We start from the raw sequence: 25123 nt of genomic DNA, 5'->3' as shown, positions 1-25123 counted from the left end.
CGTATCGACCATGTCGCCAGCCAACGAAAGCGCCTATCCCCACCTGTTCGCCCCGCTGGACCTGGGCTTCACCCAGCTGCGCAATCGCGTATTGATGGGTTCGATGCACACCGGCCTGGAAGATCGCGCCCGCGACTTCCCGCGGCTGGCGGCCTACTTCGCCGAGCGCGCCGAGGGCGGCGTCGGCCTGATCGTCACCGGCGGCTTCGCGCCCAATGTGGTCGGTTGGTTGAAGCCATTCGGTGGCAAGCTGTCCTGGCCCTGGGAAGTGCGGCCGCACCGCCAGCTCACCGCCGCCGCGCACCAGCACGGCGCGAAGATCTGCCTGCAGTTGCTGCATGCCGGCCGCTATGCCTACCACCCGTTGTCGGTGGCACCGACGAAGCTGAAGGCACCGATCAACCCGTTCACCCCGCGCGCATTGTCGGCCAGCGGCGTAGAGCGCCATATCGCCGACTACGCTCGCAGTGCCAAGCTGGCCCGCGAGGCCGGCTACGACGGCGTGGAAGTGATGGGCTCGGAGGGCTACCTCATCAACGAGTTCATCGCCCCGCGCACCAACAAGCGCGCCGATGCCTGGGGCGGCGACGCGCGCCAGCGCATGCGCTTCGCGGTCGAGATCGTGCGCCGCATCCGCGAGGCCTGCGGCCCGGACTTCATCATCATCTACCGCCTGTCACTGGTGGATCTGGTCGACGACGGCAGCGACTGGGACGAGATCGTTCAGCAGGCGCAGGCGATCGAGGCGGCTGGCGCAACGATCATCAATTCCGGCATCGGCTGGCACGAAGCGCGCATTCCGACCATCGCCACCTCGGTGCCGCGCGCGGCCTTTGCCGGCGTCACCGCCAAGCTCAAGCCGCATGTGAAGGTACCGCTGGTGGCGACCAACCGCATCAACATGCCCGACGTTGCCGAACGCATCCTGGCCGGTGGCGGCGCCGACATGGTGTCGCTGGCACGCCCGCTGCTGGCCGACCCGCAGTGGCCGAACAAGGCCCGTGCCGGCCGCGCGGAGGCGATCAACACCTGCATCGCCTGCAACCAGGCCTGCCTGGACCACGTGTTCGAGAACAAGCTGGCCAGCTGCCTGGTCAATCCGCGCGCCGCCCACGAGACCGAGCTGGTCTATCGTCCCACGGCTACGCCGAAGAAGGTCGCGGTGGTCGGTGCCGGCCCCGCCGGCCTGGCCTGCGCCACTGTCGCTGCCCAGCGTGGCCACCAGGTCACCCTGTTCGATGCCAATGATGAGATCGGCGGCCAGTTCAACGTGGCCAAGCGCATCCCCGGCAAGGAAGAGTTCCACGAGACCCTGCGCTACTTCCGCCACGCGCTGCAGGAGACCGGCGTACAGCTGCGCCTGGGTACCCGCGTCGACGCTTCCCAACTGGCTGGCTTCGACGAGGTGGTGCTGGCCACCGGCATCACCCCGCGCAAGGTCGATTTCCCCGGTGCCGATCACGCCAAGGTGGTGAGCTACCTGGACGTGCTGCTGGGACGGGTCGAAGTGGGCGCCAATGCGGCGATCATCGGCGCCGGCGGCATCGGCTTCGATGTCGGCGAATTCCTCAGCCACGCCGGTGAATCCCCCTCGCTGGATCCGCAGCGCTGGATGGCCGAATGGGGCGTGGACCCCAGCTTCGAGGCACGCGGCTCGCTGGGTCGGCCCGAGGTCGAGCCGTCACCGCGACGCTTGTGGCTGCTGCAGCGCAGCCCGGGCAAGCCGGGCGCGCGGCTGGGCAAGACCACCGGCTGGATCCATCGCGCCACGCTGAAGGCCAAGGGCGTGCGCATGCTCGGTGGCGTCGAGTACCTGGGGGTGGACGACGAGGGCCTGCGCATCCGCGTGGACGGCAGCGAACAGCTGCTGCCGGTCGACCATGTGGTGATCTGCGCCGGGCAGGAACCGAACCGCACGCTGCAGGCCGAACTGCAGGCGGCCGGCATCAACGCGCAGCTGATCGGCGGTGCCGACGTGGCCGCCGAACTCGATGCGAAACGCGCCATCGACCAGGGCAGCCGGGTCGCCGCCGCGCTCTGATGAGCGCCTGAATGGGGGACGGAATGTGATTTCCGTCACCCCGGTTGAACCTGAATGTCAAGCCGAGCGGTTCACGATGCGTTCGGCTATGCCCCCCTACCTTGCGCCGTCTTTCCGCTCACCAGCCAGTTTCCGGTGAGCCGGCGCAGTCCCCACGATCGGTACTGATCGTTTCTTTTGGGGCTGCCCACGGGGCGGCCCCGATGGCCGCCTCCCCATGACGCCAAGTCGTCCCCCACCTCCTGTCGCCCCGCGGCCGGAACCGGAGGGTGCGGCCCATACGGAGCAAGGAGTTATATGAAACTGGCCTGGATTCTCTGGCTGTCGCAGTTGTTGCCTCAGCCGGCCGCTGATTCACTGTGTTTGAGCACCACCGTCTACCTGGAAGCCCGCGACCAGACCCTGCGCGGCCAGCAGGCTGTTGCCGAGGTCGCCCTGCGCCGTCTCGACAGTGGCCTGTGGGGCGACTCGATGTGCCAGGTGGTCACCGCGCGCAAGCAGTTCGCACCGACCATCGTCTCCCCCGGCACCCAGCTGGGCAATGACGCGGCGTGGAGCGAAGCGATGAACGTGGCCTTCGACGCCGAGCGCAACTGGGCGCTGCCGGCCGGCGAACGCCGCGAGATCGTGCCCGGTGCCAGCCACTTCGCCGCGCTGTCCATCGCCAGCCCGAACTGGCGCAACGCCTACCAGGTGGCGACCATCGGCGATCACACCTTCTACAAGGTGCAGAACCTCAAGCCGCGGCAGTCGTAACGATCCGTGCTGGCGGCAGCGTTGCCGGCCGCCGCCGGGCTCTGGGATAGTGGGCGTTTCCCGCCCGCATCACCTGGAGTTCCCATGAAGCTGTACAGCAAGCCCGGTGCCTGTTCCACCGCCGACCACATCGCCCTGCAGTGGACCGGCCAGCCGTTCGAGGTTGAACTGCTGAACAAGGACACCCTGAAGGGTCCGGAATTCCTCAAGATCAATCCGGCCGGTGCCGTTCCCGCACTGGTCGACGGCGACTTCGTGCTGCTGCAGAACGCCGCGATCATGGGCTACATCGCCGACCGCTTCCCGCAGGCCGGCCTCGGCGGTGACGGCAGTCCGCGCCAGCGCGCCGAAGCCACCCGCTGGCTGGCCTTCGTCAATTCCGACGTGCACCCGGCCTTCTCGCCGCTGTTCGCGCCGGGCAAGTTCATCGCCGACGAGAGCCAGTACGACGCGATCCGCGCCGCCGCGCACAAGCGCCTGCGTAGCCTGTTCGAGACCGCTGACAGGCAGCTGGCCGACAAGCCCTGGCTGGCCGGCTTCCGCAGCTTCGCCGACCCGTACTTCTACATCACCCTGCGCTGGGCCGCCGGTACCAAGGTTGATCTGTCCGGCCTGGACAACCTGGCCGCCTACAAGGCACGCATGGACGCCGATGCCGGCGTGCAGGCCGCGCTGAAGGCCGAAGGCCTGGCCTGACGCCACCGGCTACCAAGCGGGGTCGGATCCGTCTGCGCAGCAGGCGGTTCTGACCCCTCGGCTCCAACGGGGTGATCAGCCGATCTGGCGGATCACTTCGCCCTTGGCATCGCGCAGATAGGTCGGCACCACGTCGATGCGCAGCGCCTCCGTCAACGGGTAGATGCCACGTTCGGCACGCACGCCGGCCAGGGCCCGCAGCCCCGCCTCGCTCAGCGCCCAGCGCGCGCTGTCCGCCGACAGTTCGCCCACGTCGCCATGCCCGGCTGGAATGAACGCCCATTGCCGCTCGCGACCGACCAGTTCCAGCGACTTTCCGTGGCGCAGGCGCAGCGGTAGCAGTTCGCACACGCTGGCGACCTGGCCCGCGCCGAGCACCAGCGTGGTGACGCCCGCCTCCTGCCGCCAGTCCAACGTCTCGACGAACAGCATGCCGGTGCTGGAGCCCTCGCGCTCGCTGCCGGCCCTCACCCGTTCGGCCAATGCCGGATCTTCCAGCAGGTTGCCGCGATGCAGGTCGCTGACCCACAGCGGCATTGCCGGCTGCAGTGCCTGCAGCACGCCACGTGTCGACCAGCGCTTGACCGCCTCCATCTCCTCATCGGTCAGCCCGACCAGCTGCAGGAACTGCAGGTGGCCATTGGCGGTGTCGCGTGCCGGCAACTGCGGGTCGGCAATGAAGGCCAAGTGGCACAACCGCGTGTCGGTCTCCAGTGCGATCGGGCCGTTCGCATTCAGATGGTGGCCATCCTCGAACACGTTGCCGCTGCCGAACACATAGCGCGCCAGGTTCTGCAGCAGGTTCATCGGCCACACCGGCGGCGTGCTGTCGGCGTTCTCAGCGGCTTCGGCAGCAAGACGGAACGTCAGCTCGAAACCATAGCCGCTGGCGGCAGCATCACTGCTCTCCTTGGCATACAGCTCGGAGAAACCGTAGGTGATGTAGTGCCAATGCGGAACCGGCGCATCCGCCCAGTACACGCTGATGCCATCCAGCGGATCCTGGCCGCCGAGCGTGTAGGGAAGCGCGGTGCCGTAGTGTCGCGGCTCCTGCCCGGCATACAGCGGCGCCAGCGCCGCATTGATCGCGTCCCAGCCGGGGGTGTCGGTGTCATCGTGGTCGTCCTGCACGCGGGACTCCTTGTGGGAAAGTGAACCGATCACTTTACGCGGTGGCTCAGGCCTGCACGACCTCTTTGCCAGCGTTTACTACGGCGGACTGGGTTTCCTGCCACCAGCGCTGGGCCAGCGCCGGGCTGCGCGCCTTGCCCACCGCCGCCAGCAGTTCCGGGCACAGGCGTTCCAGCGCCAGCGCATCGGTGCAGCGTTCGATCTTCAACTGCATGAAGTAGCCCTTCAGCCCCAGATGGCGCCGCACCGCCTCGCTCATCGCGTCGTACAACTGCTGGTACAGCGCCGGGTCCTGTTCGCGGCCGGTGCTGATGCCACGCGCCGGAGCGGCCTCTACGCTCCCGCCGATCACCTCGATCAGTCCCTGTGCGGCCAGCTGCTCCAGTGCATCCGGAGGTGCGCGCAGGCCATCGAACAGGCCGCGCAGTTCGGTGTCATCGCGATGGCCATCGACCATCAGCAGGATTGAACGCAGTGCCGCCGGCAGGCGCCGGCCACGGTCTTCGATTTCCTGACGGCCAGCAGCCGTCTTGGCGTGCAGCAATGCCATTGCCTCCCCCTCCCTTGATGCGCCATGCCAGCGTGCCGTGTGCGGGCACGCCCCCCTTATTGCCATCCCCGGGCGGCGCGCGCGTTCCCCGGCGCGCACCGCGTGTTGCAGGTCGATGACAGGCCGAGCTTAGCGCAAGTGCCGCGGGTAGTGCCGTCCGCTGGCCGGCAACCTCGGGATTGATGGGGGGGGCCGGCCAGCGGCCGGCGCTACCGGATCAACGGCCCAGCGCGCGGCGGATCTCCTCCAGCGCGCTGGGGTCGTCCAGCGTCGACAGGTCGCCCGGGTCGCGCTGCTCGGCCAACGCCTGCAACGAGCGCCGCAGCAGCTTGCCCGAACGGGTCTTGGGCAGCGCATTGACCACGTGCACATGCGCCGGGCGCGCGACCGCACCAAGCGAAGTTGTCACCGTCGCCATCATCTCGGCCACCACCGGCGCCGGATCCTCGCCCTCAAGCCCCTGCTTGAGGGTGACGAACACCAGCGGCACCTGCCCCTTCAGCTCGTCCTTGACCCCGATCACGGCAGCCTCGGCCACGCGCGGGTGGCTGGAGATGGCCTCCTCGATCTCGCGCGTACCCAGACGATGCCCGGCCACGTTGATCACATCGTCGGTACGGCCGAGGATGAAGGTATAGCCATCGTCATCGCGGATCGCCCAGTCCAGCGAGCTGTACAGCAGTTCCTTGAAGTGGCTGAAGTAGCTCTGCAGGAATCGGTTGTCGTCGTTCCACACCGTGCTCATGCAACCCGGCGGCAAGGGCGGCGACACCACCAGCACGCCCTTCTGCCCCGGCGCCACTTCCTCGCCGGTGTTCTCGTCGATCACCTTCATCCGATAGCCGAGATTGGGGAAGCCCGGTGAACCGAAGCGCACCGGCTTCATCTCCAGGCCCGGCAGCAGGGTCAGTGCCGGCCAGCCGGTTTCGGTCTGCCAGTAGTTGTCGATGATCGGCTTGCCCAGCGCTTCGCTGATCCAGTGCGCGGTGGGTTCGTCCAGCGGCTCGCCGGCCAGGAACAGGTACTTCAGGGCGCTCAGGTCGTGGCGATGGATGAAGTCCGCGTCGTGCTTCTTCAGCACGCGGATGGCGGTGGGTGAGGAGAACATGGTGCGCACGTTGTACTGTTCGCACAGCGCCCACCAGATGCCCGGGTCCGGATTCGTCGGCAGCCCCTCGTACAGCAACGAGGTGCAGCCACCGATCAGCGGGCCGTACACGTTGTACGAGTGGCCCACCGCCCAGCCGACGTCGGAAGTGGAGAACATCACCTGGCCCGGCTTGCAGTCGAACACGGTCTCCATCGACTGCGCCATCGCCACCGCGTAACCACCGACATCGCGCTGCACGCCCTTCGGCTTGCCGGTGGTGCCGGAGGTGTACAGCAGGTAGCTCGGCTCGCTCGCTTCAAGCCACTGCACCGGCACATCGACTTCACCAACCTGTGCACGCAGCGCGGCGTAGTCCACGTCGCGACCCGGCACGCGGGGTTCGGCGGCATCCAGCCCACGCGAGACGATCAGCACGTGTGGCGGAGGCGACGCCGCTTCGGCGCAGGCCGCGTCGACCATCGGCTTGTACGGAATCAGCTTGCCACCGCGCATGCCGGCATCCGCTGCGATCAGCAACTTCGGCTTCGCATCGTCGATGCGCAGCGCCAGGTTGTGCGCGGCGAAGCCACCGAACACCACCGAGTGCACCGCACCGATGCGCGCGCAGGCCAGCATCGCGAACACGGCTTCGGCCATGTTCGGCATGTAGATCACCACGCGGTCACCGTGGCCGACGCCGAGATGCTTGAGCACGGCGGCGAAGTCGTTCACTTCGCGATACAGCTGGCGATAGGTGATCTCGCGGGTGCTGTTGGTTTCGGTGGAAATCGCAACCAGCGCGAGCTGGTCGGCGCGCGTTGCCAGGTGGCGGTCGACGGCGTTGTAGCAGAGATTGGTTTCACCACCGACGAACCAGCGCCGGAACGGCGGGTTGCTGTAATCGAGCACCTGCTGCGGCGGTTTGTGCCAATGGATGCGCTTGGCTTCCTCGCCCCAGAACGCCTCCGGCTCGTCGATCGAGCGACGGTAGGTTTCCTCGTAGTTCATGACGCAGCCCTCCCAGACAAAGTCATGGGTTCGAGGATAGTCCGGCGCTGGCGCGCGGGCCGCCCTACCTTGGTAGGGGGGTGGGTTTTTCATGCAGGGCTGCGCCCTGCACTTGCAGAAGCCGAAGCAACAGCAGAAGCTGGCTTACTGAGGGATGGCGGGGCGGGTCCGGTGGCGGGAGACGCCGTAAACCCGTCCGTGAAGTGACCCCCGGGAGTTGGACATCAGATCCAACCCCGAGGGATACATGAACAGATACGACGCGCGTTTCAAACTGCAGGTCGCCAAAGAGGCCTGCAAGACCTCCACATCGGTCAAAGCCGTTGCTCGTCGCTACGGCCTGGAGTTCTCCACGGTCAGGCGCTGGGTGGCGACCTATCGGCTGCATGGTTGGCGCGGGTTTCGCCGCCAGGCCCAGTCCTATGACCTCGCATTCAAGCTGGCTGTCCTGAAGAAGATGGGCCAGGACGGCATGTCCGGGCGGGAGGCCACCACTTACTTTCAAATTGGCGATGCCGGCGCGGTGGGTCGGTGGCGTCGCCTGTATGCTCAAGGCGGTGCCCAAGCGCTGGCACCACCTCCGCCGCCGCCCCGAAAGCCGATGAAAAAGACCCGCTCGTCCAAGCCACCTGAGGAAATGAGCCGCGATGAGCTGCTCAAGGAAGTCGCCTATCTGCGTGCGGAGACCGACTACCTAAAAAAACTCGATGCCTTGATCCGGGAAGAGCAGGCGGCGCAGGACGCAAAGCGCAAGCCATCCAAGGATTGAGGCAGGTTCATACGCTGTCGCTTCTGCTCGAAGCGGCAGAGCTGTCACGCAGTACGTTCTATTACCAGAACCATGTCCTGGCCCATCCGGATCAGGATGAGGCAGCCCTGTGCGAGCGCATCCGGGCAATCTACGATCAAAGCCAAGGGCGCTATGGGTATCGCACGGTGACGCTGGAACTGGCCAATCAGGGCCATCGGACCAATCACAAGCGGGTACAGCGCCTGATGGGGGAGATGGGCCTGAAATCACGGGTACGCGTGAAGCGCTACCGGTCCTTCAAAGGGGCCGCCAATGTTGTGGTTGGCAATGACCTCAATCGCCAGTTCCATGCCGAGCGGCCCAACCAGAAGTGGGTGACTGACGTCACCGAGTTCAAGGTGCAAGGCATGAAGCTGTACCTGTCGCCGATCATGGACCTCTACAACGGTGAAATCGTGGCTTATCAGATCAAGCGCCAGCCTGTGTTCGATCTGGTAGGTCAGATGCTGGAGGAGGCCATCAAGAAGCTTTCGCCGGATGAGCGGCCAATGATCCACTCCGACCAGGGCTGGCAGTACCAGCATGAGAACTACCGGCACATGCTGGAAAAGCACTCGTTGAAGCAAAGCATGTCCCGACGTGGCAACTGCTTGGACAATGCGGCAATGGAAAGCTTCTTCGGGACGCTGAAGTCGGAGTTCTTCTACCTGAACAGCTTTGACAGCATCGAAAGCCTGGAGGCCGGGCTGGTGGAGTACATCAAGTACTACAACCAAGAGCGAATCAGATTGAAATTGAAGGGGCTAAGCCCGGTAAAGTACCGGGAACAGGCCCAAGCAGCCGCCTGACCCCACCGTCCAAGTCTCGGGGGTCACTTCACCGTGGGGGCTTGGCCGCGGCATCCATGCCGCGGACACTCCCGCCACCGGACCCACCCCACCTTCGACAGATTCCGCGATCTGTCGGAACGGCATATTGTTCTGGTAGGTGTCGACCTCGGTCGACACGGTAGATCCACGCCATGCGTGGATGATTCATTCGATATCTGACAGAAAAATCGTGTCGACCAAGGTCGACACCTACCAACAGCTGCGCGGAACAACGGCCACCGTTACCAACAGCCGAGTGAACCTGTCGAAGGTGGGGCGGTGTCGGAGTGCGGGGTGTCAGCCGCATGGATGCGGCTGCCAAGCCTACACGGACGTACTTGCGGCGGCCCCGCACTCCGACACCGTCCCGCCAACCCACGGATAGCCCGCCTTTGATGTTTGACGTTGCTCCGGTTCGTAGCAGGTGCAGGGCTGCAAGCCCTGCCGACCCCCTAGAACGGAGCCGCGGACTCGAACGCGAGCGCCTCGCCCGTCAGCGGATGCGTGAACCGCAGGCTGCGCGCATGCAGGTGCACGCGCTGCGCCGGTGCCGCGTCATACAGCACGTCGCCAACAATCGGATGGCCAATACTGGCCATGTGCAACCGCAGCTGATGGCTGCGGCCGGTGATCGGTTCCAGCTCCACGCGGGTACGCTGCGCTTCCACATCACGCGCCATTACGCGCCAGCGCGTCAGCGCCGGCTTGCCGCGTTCGTGATCGACCGTCTGCTTCGGCCGGTTCGGCCAGTCCACAATCAGCGGCAGATCCACGTCGCCGGCATCGCCTTCAAGCAGTCCCTCCACGATCGCTTCATAGCGCTTGCCAACCCGGCGCTGCTCGAACTGCATCGACAACGCCGCCTGCATGTCCTTGCCACGCGCATGCAGCAGCAGCCCGGAAGTCACCTGGTCCAGGCGGTGCACGGTCAACGCATCCGGGTACAGCGACTGCAGGCGCGCGACGACGCAGTCCTGGTTCTCGGCGCTGCGGCCGGGCACGGACAGCAGGCCGGCGGGCTTTTCAGCCACCAGCAGCGCGTCGTCGATGTAGTGCAGGTGGATCATGCGATTCCAGGAATTCCAAATGAAAACGGGGAAGCCGAAGCCTCCCCGTTTTCTGCGTACCGACCAGCGGTCGGTACCTACCTTGATGCAAGACCTACCGACCGGAGCCGGTACCGCCTGCATCAGCCCAGCAGGTGGGCGACGCCGGCGCGCTCTTCTTCCAGCTCGGCCAGGGTCTTGTCGATGTACTTCTGGCTGAAGTCGTCGATCGGCAGATCCTTGACCAGGGTGTACTTGCCGTTCTCGGTGGTCACCGCGAAACCGAAGATCACGCCTTCCGGAATGCCGTAGGAACCGTCGGACGGCACGCCCATGGTGACCCACTTGCCGTTGCTGCCCAGCACCCAGTCACGCACGTGGTCGATGGCGGCATTGGCGGCCGAAGCGGCCGAGGACGAGCCACGGGCTTCGATGATCGCCGCGCCGCGCTTGCCGACGGTCGGGATGAACGTGTTGGCGTTCCACTCCTGGTCGTTGATCGCATCGGCGATCGAGGCGCCGTCGGCGGTGGCGAAACGGTAGTCCGGGTACATGGTCGGGCTGTGGTTGCCCCACACCACCAGCTTCTCCATGCCACCGACCGGCTTGCCCAGCTTGGCCGACAGCTGGCTCAGCGCGCGGTTGTGGTCGAGGCGCAGCATGGCGGTGAAGTTCTCCGGCTTCAGGTCCGGAGCCGACTTCATCGCGATGTAGGCATTGGTGTTGGCCGGGTTGCCGACCACCAGCACCTTCACGTCACGGCTGGCGACCTTGTTCAGCGCGGCGCCCTGGGCGGTGAAGATCTTGGCGTTCTCCAGCAGCAGGTCCTTGCGCTCCATGCCCGGGCCACGCGGACGTGCGCCGACCAGCAGGGCGATGTCGGCGTCCTTGAACGCGACTTCGGCGTCATCGGTGCCAACCATGCCGGCCAGCAGCGGGAACGCGCAGTCTTCCAGCTCCATCATCACGCCCTTCAGGGCGGCCTGGGCCTTGTCGACCGGCAGTTCCAGCAGCTGCAGGATGACCGGCTGGTCCTTGCCCAGCATTTCGCCGGAGGCGATGCGGAACAGCAGGGCATAACCGATCTGGCCGGCGGCGCCGGTCACGGCAACACGAACGGGTGCTTTCATGGGGGTTTCCTCTTGCTTGCAAGCGTTTGATGGGGCGCCGCGGGCATGGCCACGCAGGCCGGGCGGGCGGCGGGGAACAGGGAAACGGCCACCCGTGGGTGGCCGTTTCGAAAGGGGGTCAGGCGGCGAGGTGCTTGTTCCACTCCGCGACGCGCTCGGCCTGGGCGGCCAGCACGGCGTCGACGTCGCCTTCCAGGGTGATCGAATGGATCACGTCGCCCTGCTTGACCGAATCGACGATGGCCTGGCCTTCCAGGACCTTGCCGAAGACGGTGTGGCGGCCGTCCAGCCAATCGGTCTTGATGTGGGTGATGAAGAACTGGCTGCCGTTGGTGTTCGGGCCGGCGTTGGCCATCGACAGCGAGCCGACCTCGTGCTTCACGCCATTCTTCTCGTCTTCGAACTTGTAGCCCGGGCCGCCGGTGCCACGGCCCTGCGGGCAGCCGCCCTGGATCATGAAGTCGGCGATCACGCGATGGAAGATCAGGCCGTCATAGAAGCCGTGCTTGACCAGGTTCACGAAGTTGGCCACGGTCAGTGGCGCCTTGTCGGCGAACAGCTCGACCTTGATCGGGCCCTGGGTGGTGTCGAAAGTGGCGATGAGGGACATGAAGATCCTTGGTGCAAAGGGGAATGCGTCTAGCCACCTAGTTTACACCTGCCTCGTGGCGGCGGTGCCTTCGACCATCGGTGGAGCCCCCGCCTTCAGCCAGGGGAAGGTGAGCCGAGGGGCCGTCCTGGCGACCTCGGCCGAAGCGGTGGACAGCCAGCTGAATGGGCCGTTTGGCCGGCGTGAAATCCACCTTTTCGCGAATCGTCAAGTTCGACGTATAATGTTGGACTTCTTTTTCCAAATCCGGCGCCGACTGGCCCCCTTTCGTATGTCCATCGAAAATCTTCGCAACATCGCCATCGTCGCCCACGTCGACCATGGCAAGACCACCCTGGTCGACCAGCTGCTGAAGCAGTCCGGCACCCTGTCCGAGCGCACCGTCCTCGCCGAGCGCGTGATGGACAGCAACGACCAGGAAAAGGAACGCGGCATCACCATCCTGGCCAAGAACACCGCCATCACCTGGGAAGACAAGAAGACCGGCATCAAGAACCGGATCAACATCGTCGACACCCCCGGCCACGCCGACTTCGGCGGTGAGGTCGAGCGCGTGCTGTCGATGGTCGACACCGTGCTGATCCTGGTCGATGCGATGGACGGCCCGATGCCGCAGACCCGCTTCGTGACCCAGAAGGCCTTCGCGATGGGCTTCAAGCCGATCGTCGTGGTCAACAAGGTCGACCGTCCGGGCGCCCGTCCGGAGTGGGTGATCGACCAGGTCTTCGACCTGTTCGACAAGCTCGGTGCCACCAACGAGCAGCTGGACTTCCCGATCGTCTACGCCTCGGGCCTGAACGGCTACGCGGGCCTGGAAGACACCGTGCGCGACGGCGACATGACCCCGCTGTACGAAGCGATCATGCAGCACGCGCCGAAGCCGGAAGTGGACCCGGAAGGCCCGTTCCAGATGCGCATCAGCCAGCTGGACTACAACAACTTCGTGGGCGTGATCGGCATCGGCCGCATCCAGCGCGGCACCCTGAAGAAGAACATGCAGGTCGCGGTCATCGACCGTGAAGGCAAGAAGCGCAACGGCAAGGTGCTGCAGGTGCTGGGCTTCATGGGCCTGGAGCGCATCGAGCAGGATTCGGCCGAGGCCGGCGACATCGTGGCCATCTCCGGCATCCAGGAGCTGACCATCTCCGACACCATCTGCGCACCGGACTTCCCGGAAGCCCTGCCTGCGCTGACCGTCGACGAGCCGACCATCTCGATGACCTTCCAGGTGAACAATTCGCCGTTCGCCGGCAACAAGGACCTGTCCGGTGGCAAGTTCCTGACCAGCCGCCAGATCAAGGACCGCCTGGACCGTGAAAAGGTCCACAACGTGGCCCTGAAGGTCGAGCAGCTGGAAGACGCCGACAAGTTCTTGGTCTCGGGCCGTGGCGAACTGCACCTGTCGGTGCTGATCGAGAACATGCGCCGCGAAGGCTACGAGCTGGCCGTGTCGCGCCCGGAAGTGATCATCAAGGAAATCGACGGCCAGCTGATGGAGCCGATCGAGCAGCTGGTGGTGGACATCGAAGAAGTCCACCAGGGCGGCGTGATGGAAAAGCTGGGCACCCGCAAGGGCCAGTTGAAGAACATGGAATCGGACGGCAAGGGCCGCGTGCGCCTGGAGTACCAGATCCCGGCCCGTGGCCTGATCGGCTTCCAGAACGAGTTCAAGACCCTGACCCAGGGTTCGGGCCTGCTGTTCCACGTGTTCGACCACTACGGCCCGAAGGAACAGGGCGCCATCGCCAAGCGCATCAACGGCGTGATGATCGCCAATGCGCCGGGCGTCACGCCGGCCTACTCGCTGGGCCCGCTGCAGGAACGCGGCAAGCTCTTCGCTGCCGAAGGCGACAACGTGTATGAAGGTCAGCTGGTCGGCATCCACTCCAAGGACAACGACCTGACCGTCAACGCGATCAAGACCAAGCCGCTGACCAACATGCGCGCTTCCGGCAAGGACGATGCGATCCAGCTGACCCCGGCGATCAAGTACTCGCTGGAACAGGCCCTGGACTTCATCGAAGACGACGAGCTGGTCGAGATCACCCCGAAGGAGATCCGCCTGCGCAAGAAGTTCCTGACCGAGAGCGACCGCAAGAAGGCTTCGCGCGGCGGCTGAGCCAGCACCCCGTGAACCAGAGCGGCTACAACCCGGATCCACACCGGCATCCGGGTCTGCACGTCATCGCCCTGCTCGAAGCGAGCAAGGCGATGCTGGCGCTGTTGGCCGCCACCGGGCTGGAAGTGCTCGGACCGCAGCCGCTTCGGCACGGCATCATGGTCCTGATCCGGCGTTTCAGCCTGGATCCGGACCATGGCACCCTGCCCTCGCTGCTGCATATGATCAGCCCCGACGCGGTCCACCTGGCCGCGGCGGGGATGATCGGCTACGGCCTGCTGCACCTGGTCGAAGCCTGGGGCTTGTGGCGGGCCAAGGCCTGGGCCTCCTGGCTGGGCTGCCTGACTGCCTCGCTGTACCTGCCCTTCGACATCTTCGCGATCATCCGCCACCCCGGCTGGCCGTCGTGGACGATCCTGGCGATCAACCTGATCGTGGTCTACGTTCTCGCCCGCGACCTGCGCAAGCGCCACCGCTGAGCACCGGCTACACTGGGGATTGGAGCCGACCAAGCCGCCCCATGCGCCCGTCCTTGCCGCCTCTGCTGACCTGCCTGCTCGCCGCGCTGCCTGCGCTGCTTTCGGCTGGCTGCAGCCCGGCCACGCCCAGCGCGCATGCGGCCGAACCTGCGAGCCGCAACGTGCCGTTCCCGTACGCTGAAACCGATGTTGCCGACCTGCAGGCGCGGATGACCGCCGGTGAACTGGACAGCACCACCCTGACCCAGGCCTACCTGCAGCGCATCGCCGCCCTGGATCGGGCCGGCCCCCGCCTGCGCGCGGTGATCGAGCTCAACCCCGATGCCCTGAAGGAAGCCGCGGCGCGCGACCGCGAGCGCCGCGATGGACGCCTGCGTGGCCCGCTGCACGGCATCCCGGTACTGCTGAAGGACAACATCAACGCGGCGCCGATGGCCACCAGTGCCGGCTCTCTGGCCCTGCAGGGGTTCCGCCCTGACGATGCGTATCTGGTGCGGCGCCTGCGCGAGGCCGGGGCCGTGGTGCTGGGCAAGACCAATCTCAGCGAATGGGCCAATTTCCGCGGCAACGATTCGGTGTCCGGCTGGAGCGCGCGCGGCGGCCAGACCCGCAATCCCTATCGCCTCAGCCACTCGCCTTGCGGCTCCAGCAGCGGCAGCGCGGTAGCGGTCGCCGCCAACCTGGCCAGCGTGGCGATCGGCACCGAAACCGACGGCAGCATCGTCTGCCCTGCGGCGATCAATGGCATCGTCGGCCTCAAGCCGACCGTCGGCCTGGTCAGCCGCGATGGCATCATCCCGATTTCCTTCAGCCAGGATACTGCGGGGCCGATGACACGCAGCGTCGCCGACGCTGCGGCCGTACTGACCGCAATTGCCGGCCGCGATGATGCCGACCCGGCCACCGCAACCATGCCCGGCCGTGCGGTGTACGACTACACCGCGCGGCTGGATCCGCAGGGACTGCGTGGCAAGCGCATCGGCCTGCTGCAGACGCCGCTGCTGAAATACCGCGGCATGCCGCCACTGATCGAACACGCCGCCACCGAGCTGCGTCGGGCCGGCGCCGTCGTGGTGCCGGTGGAGCTGCCCAACCAGGGCGCCTGGGCCGACGCCGAACGCAAGGTACTGCTGTACGAGTTCAAGGCCGGGCTGGAGCGTTACTTCAGCGCCCACCGCGCTCCCCTGCACAGCCTGGCCGAATTGATCGCCTTCAACCGGGCGCACAGCAAGCAGGAACTGGGCCTGTTCGGCCAGGAACTGCTGGTGGAAGCTGACGCTACCGCTGGCTTGGCCGACCCCGCCTATATCCGCGCACGCAGCGATGCGCGCCGGTTGGCGGGCCCGGAAGGCATCGATGCCGCCCTCGCCGCCCACCAGCTCGACGCCCTGGTCGCGCCGACCACCGGCGTGGCGTGGCCGATCCGCAGCGAAGGCGACGACTTCCCCGGCGAGAGCTACAGTGCCGCCGCCGTCGCCGGCTATCCCAGCCTCAGCGTGCCGATGGGCCAGATCGATGGCCTGCCGGTCGGCCTGCTGTTCATGGGCACCGCCTGGAGCGAACCGAAGCTGATCGAAATGGCGTACGCCTACGAACAGCGCACCCGCGCGCGGCGGCCACCGCACTTCGGCACCGACACGCTGATCGACGCCGGCGAGCCTTGATCCGGTAGTGCCGGCCGCTGGCCGGCGCTACCGTTCGGGTTCCGGCTCCATCGGCACGATTGCCGCCTCACCGTCTTCAGCCCCCGGCGAACGCACATCTGCAGTACGTGCGCGTGGACCACGCGGCATGTCCAGCTCGTCAGCATGCTGCAGCCGCGCACGCAGCTGCGGCAGCGACTGCGGATGCTCACGTGCGAGGAAATCGAGCATGCGCTCGCGTACCAGGCAACGCAGGTCGAACGCGTCGCCAGAGCTGCGCGCACTCACCAGCAGGCGCACCTGGATCGCACGCTCGCTGGTTTCGGTCACCTGGGTCACGCAGACCCGGCCATCCCACAATGCCTCACCCCGGCAGATGCGCTCCAGCTCAGCGCGGATCGCCGCGATCGGGGCACGATAGTCCAGCCACAGAAACGCCGTACCGAGCAGATCGGCGCTGCGCCGGGTCCAGTTCTGGAAGGGGTTCTCGATGAACCAGGTCAGCGGCACCACCATCCTCCGCTCGTCCCAGATGCGTACCACCACGTAGCTGCTGCCGATCTCCTCGATGCGTCCCCACTCGCCCTCGACGATCACCACATCGTCCAGCCGGATCGGCTGGGTCACTGCAATCTGCAGGCCAGCGATCAGATTGCCGAACACCGGCTTTGCGGCGATACCGGCCACCAGGCCGATGAGGCCCGCCGAGGCCAGCAGCGCGGTGCCGATCTTCTGCACCATGGGAAAGGTCAACAGCACCAGCGAAGCACCCAGCACGATGATGCCGCCCATCAGCACACGGCTGAGCACCCGCGTCTGGGTCTGGATGCGGCGCGCTTCCAGATTATCGGAGACATCGATGGGATGGCTGCGCAGGATGGCCCGCTCACCCGCTGCCACTGCGCGTACCAGCAACCAGATGAAGCAGGCGGTCAGTGCGATATGCAGCACCCGTTGCAGGTTGCCCAGAAGGGGATCCTGCAGCGGCGTGGCCTGCAACGCAGGGATCAACAGCAGCAGCGGCCATGCGGTGGCCATTGGCAGCCCGAGCACACGCCCGATGCGCGCGCGCCGCCGATCACGCCCTTTCAGCCGATGGTAGATCCACAGGATCAGCCACGCGCCGATGCCGCCCACCAATGCGGCCAAACCCAACGGCCATGCGTAGGCCTGTGCGCTCTGCCAGTGCACCGTTGCCACCTCCAGTCGGACAAGCAAGTGGACAGCCTCGCGCATGGCACATGAGCGTCACGTCAGCCGTTCGTAAGGAGGGTGTTGATCGGCAGGGCTTGCAGCCCTGCACCTGCCCAGAAGCCGAAGCAACAGCAACGGCAACAGCAACAGCCGAAGCAGAAGCGGGTTTGCTGTGGGATGGCGGGGTGGGTCCGGTTGCGGGGGGCGCTGCAAGTACCCCTCCGGGGCCCGGCCCAGCCGCTGGCGGCTGTGCGTTCGGGCGCTTGCGAAGCAGTGCTTCGCAAGCAAAGCGCCCTCACCCATGTAAGCTCGGTCGCCGCTTGCTCGTGTGCGCTTTCCTGCGCACACGAGCAAGCGGCTGCCAAGCCTACAAGGACGTACTTGCGGCGTCCCCGCACTCCGATACCACCCCGCCTTCCCACGGAATGCCCGCGTTTGACGTTGAAGTTGACGTTGATTCGGCAGGTGCAGGGCTGCAAGCCCTGCCGCAACGCACTTACCGCACTTGCTCCTGCTTGCGCACGATCGCCATCGCGATCTCCAGCGACTGCTCGTAGTTCAACCGCGGGTCCACCGTCGAACGATACGCACGCTCCAGGTCGCGCTCGGTCAGTTCGCGCGCGCCGCCGATGCACTCGGTCACGTCCTCGCCGGTCAGTTCCAGGTGCACACCGCCCAGGCGCGTACCGGCGGCCGCATGCAGATCGAACGACATCTCCACCTCGCCACGCACGTTGTCGAAGCGGCGTGTCTTGAAACCGTTGGCGGTGCTTTCGGTATTGCCATGCATCGCATCGCACACCCACAGCACGCGGCGACCATCACGCTTGACCGCGTCCAGCAGCGGCGGCAGTTTCTCGGCGATCTGCGTTGCGCCCATCCGGTGGATGAAGCTCAGGCGGCCCGGCTCGTCATGTGGGTTGAGCACATCGATCAGGCGCAGCAGCTGGTCCGGCGTCACCGACGGACCCACCTTGATCGCAATCGGATTGCGCACGCCACGCAGGTACTCCACGTGCGCGCCATCGAGCGCGGCCGTGCGCATGCCGATCCACGGGTAATGCGTGCTCAGGTTCAACCAGCCCTGCTGGCGCGGCACCTGGCGGGTCAACGCCTGCTCGTAGGGCAGCAGCAGGGCTTCGTGCGACGTGTAGAAGTCGATGCGGTTGAGGTTGTGCACGCGGGCCCCGGCCAGGGTCTCCATGAAGTGCACCGCATCGCCGATCGAGGCCACCATCTTCTGGTACTCGGCCGCCAGCGGCGAGTGGCTTACCCACTCCAGATTCCAGTATTCGGGGTGGTGCAGGTCGGCGAAACCGCCGTCGATCAGCGCACGCACGAAGTTCATCGTCATCGCCGAATGCGCGTGGGCCTGCAGCATCCGCTTGGGGTCCGGCAGGCGCGCCGCTTCGGTGAACGCCGGTGCGTTGATCACATCACCGCGGTAGCTGGGCAGGGTCACGCCGTCGCGGGTCTCGGTGTCGGCCGAGCGCGGCTTGGCGTACTGGCCGGCGAAGCGGCCCACGCGGATCACTGGCTGGCGCAGGCCGTGCACCAGCACCAGGCTCATCTGCAGCAGTACCTTCAGGCGGTTGGAGATGGTGCCCGATTCGCAGTCGCTGAAGTTCTCGGCGCAGTCGCCGCCCTGCAGCAGGAAGCGCTTGCCTTCCTGGGCCTCGGCCAGCTGCTGCTTCAACGCCAGGATCTCCCACGAGGTGACCAGCGGCGGCAGCCGCTTCAGCTCGTGCAGAGCGGCGTCCAATGCCACCGGGTCCGGGTAGGTCGGCATCTGCAGCGCGGTCTTGCCACGCCAGCTCTCCGGCGACCAGGCAGCGCCAGCGGTGGTCGCGGCGGGATCGGACGCGGGTGGAACGGCGGACAGGCTCATTGCAGACTTCCGGGGTGGGGGGCGGTCATGGTCGCAGAGCCAGCCGCTGACGCAAAGGCCCACACCCACCGCCCCAGCCACCTGAACGGCAGGGAAAGGCCAGCGCCGGCAGCCAGATCCAGCATGGTCAGCCGCACGGGACAGGCGCATGATTTGTTACGGAGTAACACTTCCACGTCATGGACCGGCCCCTTCCACGCCCAGCCGCCCCCTCTCTCACCATGAAGCCCTCACCCCTCGCTACCGGCATTGCCTTCGCCCTGGCCTTGGCCAGCCTGCCCGCCTTCGCCGCAACGACCGACGACACCTCTTCCTCCGTCAAGGATCTGGACGCAGTCACCGTCCACGCCCAGCTCGACCAGGCCCGCAACGCGCTGTCGCCGGACATCGGCAGCAGCCAGTACCAGATCACCGCCGAGGACATCCAGAAGCAGCCGCTGGGTGCCTCCGCGCCGCTCAGCCAGGTACTGCTGCAGGCCCCGGGCGTGGTCCAGGATTCCTATGGCGGCGTGCACGTGCGCGGCGACCACGCCAATCTGCAGTACCGCATCAATGGCGTGCTGTTGCCCGAATCGATCTCCGGCTTCGGCCAGACACTGGATGCCCGCACCATCAAGAGCATCCGCCTGATGGATGGCGCGCTGCCGGCGCAGTTCGGCGAGCGCACCGCTGCAGTGGTCGACATCACCACCCGCAATGGCGCCGAGCTCGGCAATGGCGGCAGCGCCGGTCTGACCGCAGGCTCGTTCGGCAAGATCAATCCGAATGCCTCGTGGTGGGGCAACCAGGGGCGATGGAGCTGGTTCCTTACTGGCAACTACGACCAGAACGAGGTTGGCCTGGAGAACCCGACCCGCTCGCGCAAGCCGCTGCACGACGACACCCACCAAGGCAAAGCGTTCGCTGACCTCACCTACCTGGTCAACGAGAACACGCGCCTGAGCGTGTTCGCCGGCTTCGCCAACAATCGCTTGCAGATCCCGGTCAACCCCGGCCAGACCCCGCAGTTCGGTTACCTGGACACCACCACCTTCGACTCCAGCCAGCTGGATGAAACCCAGCGCGAGACCACCCGCTTCGGCATGCTGGTGCTGCAGGGCGCGCTGGGCAGCACCGCCTACCAGCTGTCAGCCGGGCAGCGCTACAGCGATGTGGCGTTCAACCCGGATGTCATCGGCGACCTGGTATTCAGTGGCGTCGCCTCGCAGGTGCAGCGCAGCAACCGCGCCAACACGCTGCAGGCCGATTTCTCCACCCCGCTGGGCAGCGACCACACGCTGCGCTATGGCCTGTACGGCAATTACGAGAACGCGCGTGCGAACAACAGCAGCTGGGTGTTTCCGGTCGATGACGCCGGCCAGCAATCCAGCACCACGCCGCTGCTGATACCTGACCACAGTGCCTTCCATGCCAGCACGCAGGCGTTGTACGTGCAGGATGAATGGAAGATCGGCGACGACTGGACCGTCAACTACGGCCTGCGCGGAGATCGCTACAAGGCCTTTGGCCACACCGAGGGCCAGCTCAGCCCCCGCGTGGGCGTGGCCTGGAATGCCAGCGACAGCACCACCGTGCATGCCGGCTATTCGCGTTACTTCACGCCACCGGCCAGTGAGCTGATCGCCAGCAGCGACATCGCGCTGTACGACGGCACCACCAACCAGCAACCCAGCGGCGGCAACAACACGCCACTGGCCGAGCGCAGCGACTACTACGACATCGGCGTGTCGCAGCAGGTGGGCGAACACCTGACCCTGGGCCTGGATGCCTATGACCGACGCGTCGCGCGCCTGCAGGACGAAGGCCAGTTCGGTGCCGCCTACATCTACTCGACGTTCAACTACCGCCGCGGCCATATCCATGGCCTGGAGTTCAGTGCCGACTACAGCGACGGTCCGTTCAGCGCCTACGTCAACGCAGCGTACAACAAGGCCATCGGCACCCAGGTCATCACCAGCCAGTACAACCTCGATCCGGACGCGCTGGCCTATGTGGCCAACCATTGGATCCACCTCGACCACGACCAGAAGCTGACCTCATCGGGTGGCTTCAGCTACGCCTTTGCCGGACACAACCGGGTCGGCGCCAACTACGTGTTCGGTAGCGGCCTGCGTTCGGACATCGAGGGCGTGCCCAACGGCGGCGAGCTGCCGTCCTACCTGCAGGTGAACCTCAGCGCCGGGCATGACTTCAATGCCGGCAGCGGCCATCCGCTGCATGTGCAGCTGGCGGTCATCAATGCATTGGACCGCAGCTACCAACTGCGCGATGGCGGTGGCGTCGGCGTGTTCGCCCCGCAGTGGGGACCGCGCCGTGGCGCCTACCTGAGCCTGCAGCAGGATTTCTGAGGACGCCAGGGTGCCTGGGGTCGGACCCCTTTCCGCAGGAGAGGGCTCCGACCCCGCCTTAGTTCAGCGCTTGACCTTGCGCAGCGACACCACCAACGCCCACAGCGCCAGCAGCACGAACCACACGCCCGACCACATCGGCATGGTCAGGCCCAGGAACGTCCAGTCGATATTGCCGCAGTTGCCGGTACCGGTCAGCACCGTGCGGAATACTTCCAGCGGCCCCATGGTCTCGCGCAGGAAGCTCAGCGGCGGGCCGCAGGTCGCACCCATCTCCGGTGGCAGCATCTGCACGTAGACGTGGCGCGCAGCGATGCCTACGCCGACCGCGGCGGCAATGAAGGCGAGCACGCCGTAGGTTGCCCGGCCAGGACGGTTGGAGGGCCCGTGCAGTGCACCGATCAGGAACAGCAGGCCCAGCGCGGCGAACGCCAGCCGCTGGAAGATGCACAGCGGGCACGGCTCCAGGCCCATCTTCAGCTGCAGGAAGATCGCGTAGCCCAGCAGGCCCGCGCAGATCAGGAAGCCCAGGAAGAACTGGGCGCGGAAGGGCCAGCGCAGTGGATTCATCGTCAACGCTCGAATGGATCAAGGCGCCAAGCGTAACCGAGAGTGCATGCCATTCGAACCGCCACAGGTGACGCCTGTCGGAACGGTGCGGGTCAGATCCCGCAGAAACGCAAAAGCCCGGCAGAGGCCGGGCTTTCGCTGTGTCGCGTTGGAGCGGTCCGATTACTCGGCCACTTCCTCGGCCACGACCGGACGGTCAACCAGCTCGACGTAGGCCATCGGCGCGTTGTCGCCAGCGCGGAAGCCACACTTCAGCAGGCGCAGGTAGCCGCCCGGACGGTTCGCGTAGCGCGGGCCCAGGATGGTGAACAGGTTGCCCACGGCTTCGTTGTCGCGCAGGCGAGCGAAAGCCAGACGGCGGTTGGCGACGGAGTCGACCTTGGCCAGGGTGATCAGCGGCTCGGCAACGCGGCGCAGTTCCTTGGCCTTCGGCAGGGTGGTCTTGATCAGCTCGTGCTTGAACAGCGAGGCGGCCATGTTCTTGAACATCGCTTCGCGGTGGGCGCTGGTGCGGCTGAACTTACGGCCAGACTTCTGGTGACGCATGGTGATATTCCTTGGTTAATGATGAGGCTGTGCGGATCGTTGTCGCCATCCTGGCGTTGCTGCGCGGACTGCGGATGGTCCTGGCCGCCCGTCCTGGACGACCTGCCCGCGAACCTGGGGTTCGTCGTGGCATGTTGTGTTGCGTTGAAGGCCCCACCGCGAACGGTGGAGCCTTCAGGCATTGCCGATATCAGCCCAGCATGCCGTGGCTGGCGACGCCGGCCGGCGGCCAGTTCTCCAGCTTCATGCCGAGCGACAGGCCGCGCTGAGCCAGCACTTCCTTGATCTCGGTGAGCGACTTCTTGCCCAGGTTCGGGGTCTTCAGCAGCTCCACTTCGGTCTTCTGGATCAGATCGCCGATGTAGTAGATGCTTTCAGCCTTCAGGCAGTTGGCCGAACGCACGGTCAGCTCCAGATCGTCGATCGGGCGCAGCAGCACCGGATCCACGCCGTTGTTGGCCGGCTTGGCCGCACCGCGGTCGCGGTGGGTGAAGTCACCGAACACCGACAGCTGGTCGCTGAGGATGTCGGCGGCGGTGCGCACGGCTTCCTCGGCATCGATGGTGCCGTTGGTCTCGATATCGATGACCAGCTTGTCCAGGTCGGTGCGCTGTTCGACACGCGCCGCTTCCACGGCATAGGCGACACGGCGGACCGGCGAGAACGAGGCATCCAGGACCAGGCGGCCGATGGCACGGGTTTCTTCGTCCGGACGACGACGCGCGGCAGCCGGCTGGTAGCCGAAACCACGTTCGATCTTCAGACGCATGTTGATTGCCGTGTCCTTGGTCAGGTGGCAGATCACATGGTCGCCGTTCAGGATCTCCACATTGTGGTCGACCTTGATGTCGGCAGCGGTGACAACGCCCGGGCCCTGCTTGGACAGGGACAGGGTGGCGCTGTCGCCGGAGTGCATACGGATGGCCACATCCTTCAGGTTGAGCAGGACTTCGAGCACGTCCTCCTGCAGACCTTCGACCGTGGTGTACTCATGCAACACGCCGTCGATTTCGACTTCCGTGATGGCGAAGCCCGGGATGGACGACAGCAGCACGCGACGCAGGGCGTTGCCCAGCGTATGCCCGTAACCCCGCTCCAAAGGTTCGATAACGACCTTTGCACGGGTGTCGGTAAGGCGTTCGATCTGCGGACCGCGAGGACGCAGAACCTGGTTGGCGGTAACCGTCATGTTGCGGGTTCTCCTAGTGAACCCCCGGCCGTCGCCGGGGGCTCTCCAATGTGAATTACTTCGAATACAGCTCGACGATCAGCGCTTCGTTGATGTCCGCAGGCAGATCCGAACGATCCGGAACAGCCTTGAAGATGCCGGTGAACTTGCCGGAATCCACTTCAACCCACGACGGGCTCAGGTCATGCTGGGCGGCGACGGTCAGGGCTTCCTGGACGCGCAGCTGCTTGGCAGCCTTTTCGGACAGAGCGATGGCGTCGCCAGCCTTGACCTGGTACGAAGCCAGGTTGACCGACTTGCCATTCACGGTGACGCCGCGGTGCGACACCAGCTGACGGGCAGCCGGACGGGTCACGGCGAAGCCCATGCGGTAGACGACGTTGTCCAGGCGGGTTTCCAGCAGCTGCAGCAGGTTCTCGCCGGTGTTGCCCTTCTTGGTCGAGGCCTTCTTGTAGTAGTTGCGGAACTGACGCTCCAGCAGGCCGTAGATACGCTTGACCTTCTGCTTTTCACGCAGCTGGGTGGCGTAGTCGGACAGCTTGCCCTTGCGGGCAGTGGCGCCGTGCTGGCCGGGCTTCTGCTCCAGCTTGCACTTGGAGTCCAGCGCACGCGCCGGGCTCTTCAGGGACAGGTCGGCGCCTTCGCGGCGGGCGAGCTTACAGGTAGGACCGATATAACGAGCCATTTCTTATCGCTCCCTTTAGACGCGACGCTTCTTCGGCGGACGGCACCCGTTGTGCGGGATGGGCGTCACGTCGATGATGTTGGTGATCTTGTAGCCGACGTTGTTCAGCGAACGCACGGCCGACTCACGGCCCGGACCCGGGCCCTTGATGCGGACTTCCAGCGACTTCACGCCGTAGTCCAGCGCAGCACGACCGGCCTTTTCAGCAGCCACCTGGGCAGCGAACGGGGTCGACTTGCGCGAACCGCGGAAGCCAGCGCCACCGGAGGTCGCCCACGACAGAGCGTTGCCCTGGCGGTCGGTGATGGTGACGATGGTGTTGTTGAACGAAGCGTGGACGTGGGCAACGCCGTCGGTGACGACGCGCTTGATCTTCTTCTTGGTCTTAGCAGCGGGCTTAGCCATTTCTCAGTCCCTTACTTCTTGATCGCCTTGCGCGGACCCTTGCGGGTGCGGGCGTTGGTACGGGTGCGCTGGCCACGCAGCGGGAGGCCACGACGGTGACGCAGGCCGCGGTAGCAGCCCAGGTCCATCAGGCGCTTGATCGCGATGCCGATCTCACGGCGCAGATCGCCTTCCACGATGTACTTGCCGACTTCGGCGCGCAGGCGCTCGATTTCCGGCTCCGACAGATCGCGGATCTTGGTGGTCGAAGCAACGCCTGCGACTTCGCAGACCTTCTTCGAACGGGTACGGCCGATGCCGTAAATGCTTTGCAACCCGACCCAGACGTGCTTCTGGGCTGGCAGGTTGACGCCTGCAATACGCGCCATGACGCGGTTCT

Annotated in this window: 22 protein-coding genes; 8 read left to right on the top strand and 14 right to left on the bottom strand. The window is 65.8% G+C overall.

The annotated features are described in order from the left end of the window. The first annotated feature begins 10 nt into the window (after window positions 1-10). From ACSDHM_RS02445 to ACSDHM_RS02435, 3 genes are all read left to right on the top strand, one after another. Window positions 11-2041 carry an NADPH-dependent 2,4-dienoyl-CoA reductase gene (locus ACSDHM_RS02445; protein WP_227836572.1) on the top strand — a complete coding sequence of 677 codons (2031 nt, stop codon included), beginning with the start codon at window positions 11-13 and terminating at the stop codon, window positions 2039-2041. Window positions 2042-2338: 297 nt separating this feature from the next. Next, a complete protein-coding gene (locus ACSDHM_RS02440) occupies window positions 2339-2797 on the top strand; it encodes a cell wall hydrolase (RefSeq protein ID WP_004154513.1) in 459 nt (152 codons plus the stop codon). An 84-nt stretch (window positions 2798-2881) separates the two neighbouring features. Continuing rightward, window positions 2882-3493 (top strand): glutathione S-transferase N-terminal domain-containing protein, encoded by a 612-nt coding sequence (locus tag ACSDHM_RS02435; protein ID WP_072169148.1) that lies wholly within the window; start codon window positions 2882-2884, stop codon window positions 3491-3493. Window positions 3494-3568: 75 nt separating this feature from the next. Here ACSDHM_RS02435 and ACSDHM_RS02430 read toward each other — a convergent pair whose 3' ends face one another. The 3 genes from ACSDHM_RS02430 to prpE all read right to left on the bottom strand — a co-directional run bounded on the left by ACSDHM_RS02430 (window position 3569) and on the right by prpE (window position 7272). After that, window positions 3569-4624 carry a suppressor of fused domain protein gene (locus ACSDHM_RS02430; RefSeq protein WP_072169147.1) on the bottom strand — a complete coding sequence of 352 codons (1056 nt, stop codon included), beginning with the start codon at window positions 4622-4624 and terminating at the stop codon, window positions 3569-3571. A gap of 46 nt (window positions 4625-4670) precedes the next feature. Beyond that, window positions 4671-5174, bottom strand: coding sequence for a hypothetical protein (locus ACSDHM_RS02425; protein WP_005415431.1), 504 nt, complete (start codon window positions 5172-5174; stop codon window positions 4671-4673). A gap of 217 nt (window positions 5175-5391) precedes the next feature. Further along, window positions 5392-7272 (bottom strand): propionate--CoA ligase, encoded by a 1881-nt coding sequence (gene prpE, locus ACSDHM_RS02420; RefSeq protein WP_269777712.1) that lies wholly within the window; start codon window positions 7270-7272, stop codon window positions 5392-5394. Between the two features lie 247 nt (window positions 7273-7519). On the opposite strand from prpE, the gene ACSDHM_RS02415 reads away from it, so the two are divergent. Beyond that, a protein-coding gene (locus ACSDHM_RS02415) for an IS3 family transposase (protein ID WP_439426583.1) occupies window positions 7520-8871 on the top strand; the annotation gives its coding sequence in 2 pieces (ribosomal slippage) (window positions 7520-7967 and window positions 7967-8871; 1353 coding nt in all). 473 nt (window positions 8872-9344) lie between these two features. Here the strand turns inward: ACSDHM_RS02415 and ACSDHM_RS02410 are convergent. The 3 genes from ACSDHM_RS02410 to ACSDHM_RS02400 all read right to left on the bottom strand — a co-directional run bounded on the left by ACSDHM_RS02410 (window position 9345) and on the right by ACSDHM_RS02400 (window position 11678). After that, window positions 9345-9959 (bottom strand): RluA family pseudouridine synthase, encoded by a 615-nt coding sequence (locus ACSDHM_RS02410; protein WP_088496498.1) that lies wholly within the window; start codon window positions 9957-9959, stop codon window positions 9345-9347. A 122-nt stretch (window positions 9960-10081) separates the two neighbouring features. Next, window positions 10082-11068, bottom strand: coding sequence for a malate dehydrogenase (locus ACSDHM_RS02405; protein WP_005415428.1), 987 nt, complete (start codon window positions 11066-11068; stop codon window positions 10082-10084). Between the two features lie 118 nt (window positions 11069-11186). Further along, on the bottom strand, window positions 11187-11678 hold the full coding sequence (locus tag ACSDHM_RS02400) for a peptidylprolyl isomerase (protein WP_004153629.1): 492 nt from the start codon (window positions 11676-11678) through the stop codon (window positions 11187-11189). Window positions 11679-11949: 271 nt separating this feature from the next. Here ACSDHM_RS02400 and typA point away from each other — a divergent pair, with 271 nt between their 5' ends. The 3 genes from typA to ACSDHM_RS02385 are packed head-to-tail and all read left to right on the top strand — an operon-like array spanning window position 11950 to window position 15940. Further along, window positions 11950-13797 (top strand): translational GTPase TypA, encoded by a 1848-nt coding sequence (gene typA, locus ACSDHM_RS02395; RefSeq protein ID WP_061480552.1) that lies wholly within the window; start codon window positions 11950-11952, stop codon window positions 13795-13797. 11 nt (window positions 13798-13808) lie between these two features. Continuing rightward, on the top strand, window positions 13809-14276 hold the full coding sequence (locus tag ACSDHM_RS02390) for a DUF2127 domain-containing protein (protein ID WP_005415426.1): 468 nt from the start codon (window positions 13809-13811) through the stop codon (window positions 14274-14276). A gap of 41 nt (window positions 14277-14317) precedes the next feature. Further along, window positions 14318-15940: an amidase gene (locus ACSDHM_RS02385; RefSeq protein WP_072169161.1), complete on the top strand. Its 1623-nt coding sequence runs from the start codon at window positions 14318-14320 to the stop codon at window positions 15938-15940. A gap of 27 nt (window positions 15941-15967) precedes the next feature. On the opposite strand, the gene ACSDHM_RS02380 is transcribed toward ACSDHM_RS02385, so the two are convergent. Then, window positions 15968-17155 carry a mechanosensitive ion channel family protein gene (locus ACSDHM_RS02380; RefSeq protein ID WP_439426613.1) on the bottom strand — a complete coding sequence of 396 codons (1188 nt, stop codon included), beginning with the start codon at window positions 17153-17155 and terminating at the stop codon, window positions 15968-15970. Window positions 17156-17609: 454 nt separating this feature from the next. After that, window positions 17610-19001 (bottom strand): class II 3-deoxy-7-phosphoheptulonate synthase, encoded by a 1392-nt coding sequence (locus ACSDHM_RS02375; protein WP_072169160.1) that lies wholly within the window; start codon window positions 18999-19001, stop codon window positions 17610-17612. 221 nt (window positions 19002-19222) lie between these two features. Between ACSDHM_RS02375 and ACSDHM_RS02370 the strand changes: the two genes are divergently transcribed. After that, entirely contained in the window at window positions 19223-21349 is a 2127-nt protein-coding gene (locus tag ACSDHM_RS02370) for a TonB-dependent receptor (protein WP_072169159.1), read from the top strand. A gap of 63 nt (window positions 21350-21412) precedes the next feature. Here the strand turns inward: ACSDHM_RS02370 and ACSDHM_RS02365 are convergent, their stop codons facing one another. The 6 genes from ACSDHM_RS02365 to rpsM form a co-directional block, all read right to left on the bottom strand. After that, on the bottom strand, window positions 21413-21919 hold the full coding sequence (locus ACSDHM_RS02365; protein WP_005415421.1) for a disulfide bond formation protein B: 507 nt from the start codon (window positions 21917-21919) through the stop codon (window positions 21413-21415). 162 nt (window positions 21920-22081) lie between these two features. Continuing rightward, window positions 22082-22465, bottom strand: coding sequence for a 50S ribosomal protein L17 (gene rplQ, locus ACSDHM_RS02360; RefSeq protein ID WP_005408217.1), 384 nt, complete (start codon window positions 22463-22465; stop codon window positions 22082-22084). A 190-nt stretch (window positions 22466-22655) separates the two neighbouring features. Further along, entirely contained in the window at window positions 22656-23654 is a 999-nt protein-coding gene (locus tag ACSDHM_RS02355) for a DNA-directed RNA polymerase subunit alpha (RefSeq protein WP_005408216.1), read from the bottom strand. Window positions 23655-23709: 55 nt separating this feature from the next. Then, complete coding sequence (gene rpsD, locus ACSDHM_RS02350; RefSeq protein WP_004145446.1) at window positions 23710-24339, bottom strand: 30S ribosomal protein S4; 630 nt, start codon at window positions 24337-24339, stop codon at window positions 23710-23712. A 15-nt stretch (window positions 24340-24354) separates the two neighbouring features. Then, the gene (gene rpsK, locus ACSDHM_RS02345) at window positions 24355-24744 is read right to left on the bottom strand and encodes a 30S ribosomal protein S11 (protein ID WP_004145443.1); all 390 of its coding nucleotides are present in this window, start codon (window positions 24742-24744) and stop codon (window positions 24355-24357) included. 11 nt (window positions 24745-24755) lie between these two features. After that, entirely contained in the window at window positions 24756-25112 is a 357-nt protein-coding gene (gene rpsM, locus ACSDHM_RS02340; protein WP_004154500.1) for a 30S ribosomal protein S13, read from the bottom strand. Window positions 25113-25123 lie beyond the last annotated feature (11 nt).

The organism is Stenotrophomonas sp. T8 (assembly GCF_051853085.1).
Taxonomy (GTDB): Bacteria; Pseudomonadota; Gammaproteobacteria; order Xanthomonadales; family Xanthomonadaceae; genus Stenotrophomonas; species Stenotrophomonas sepilia.
The sequence above is the reverse complement of the archived record's forward strand: the minus strand, read 5'-3'. Positions and strand labels throughout refer to the sequence as shown.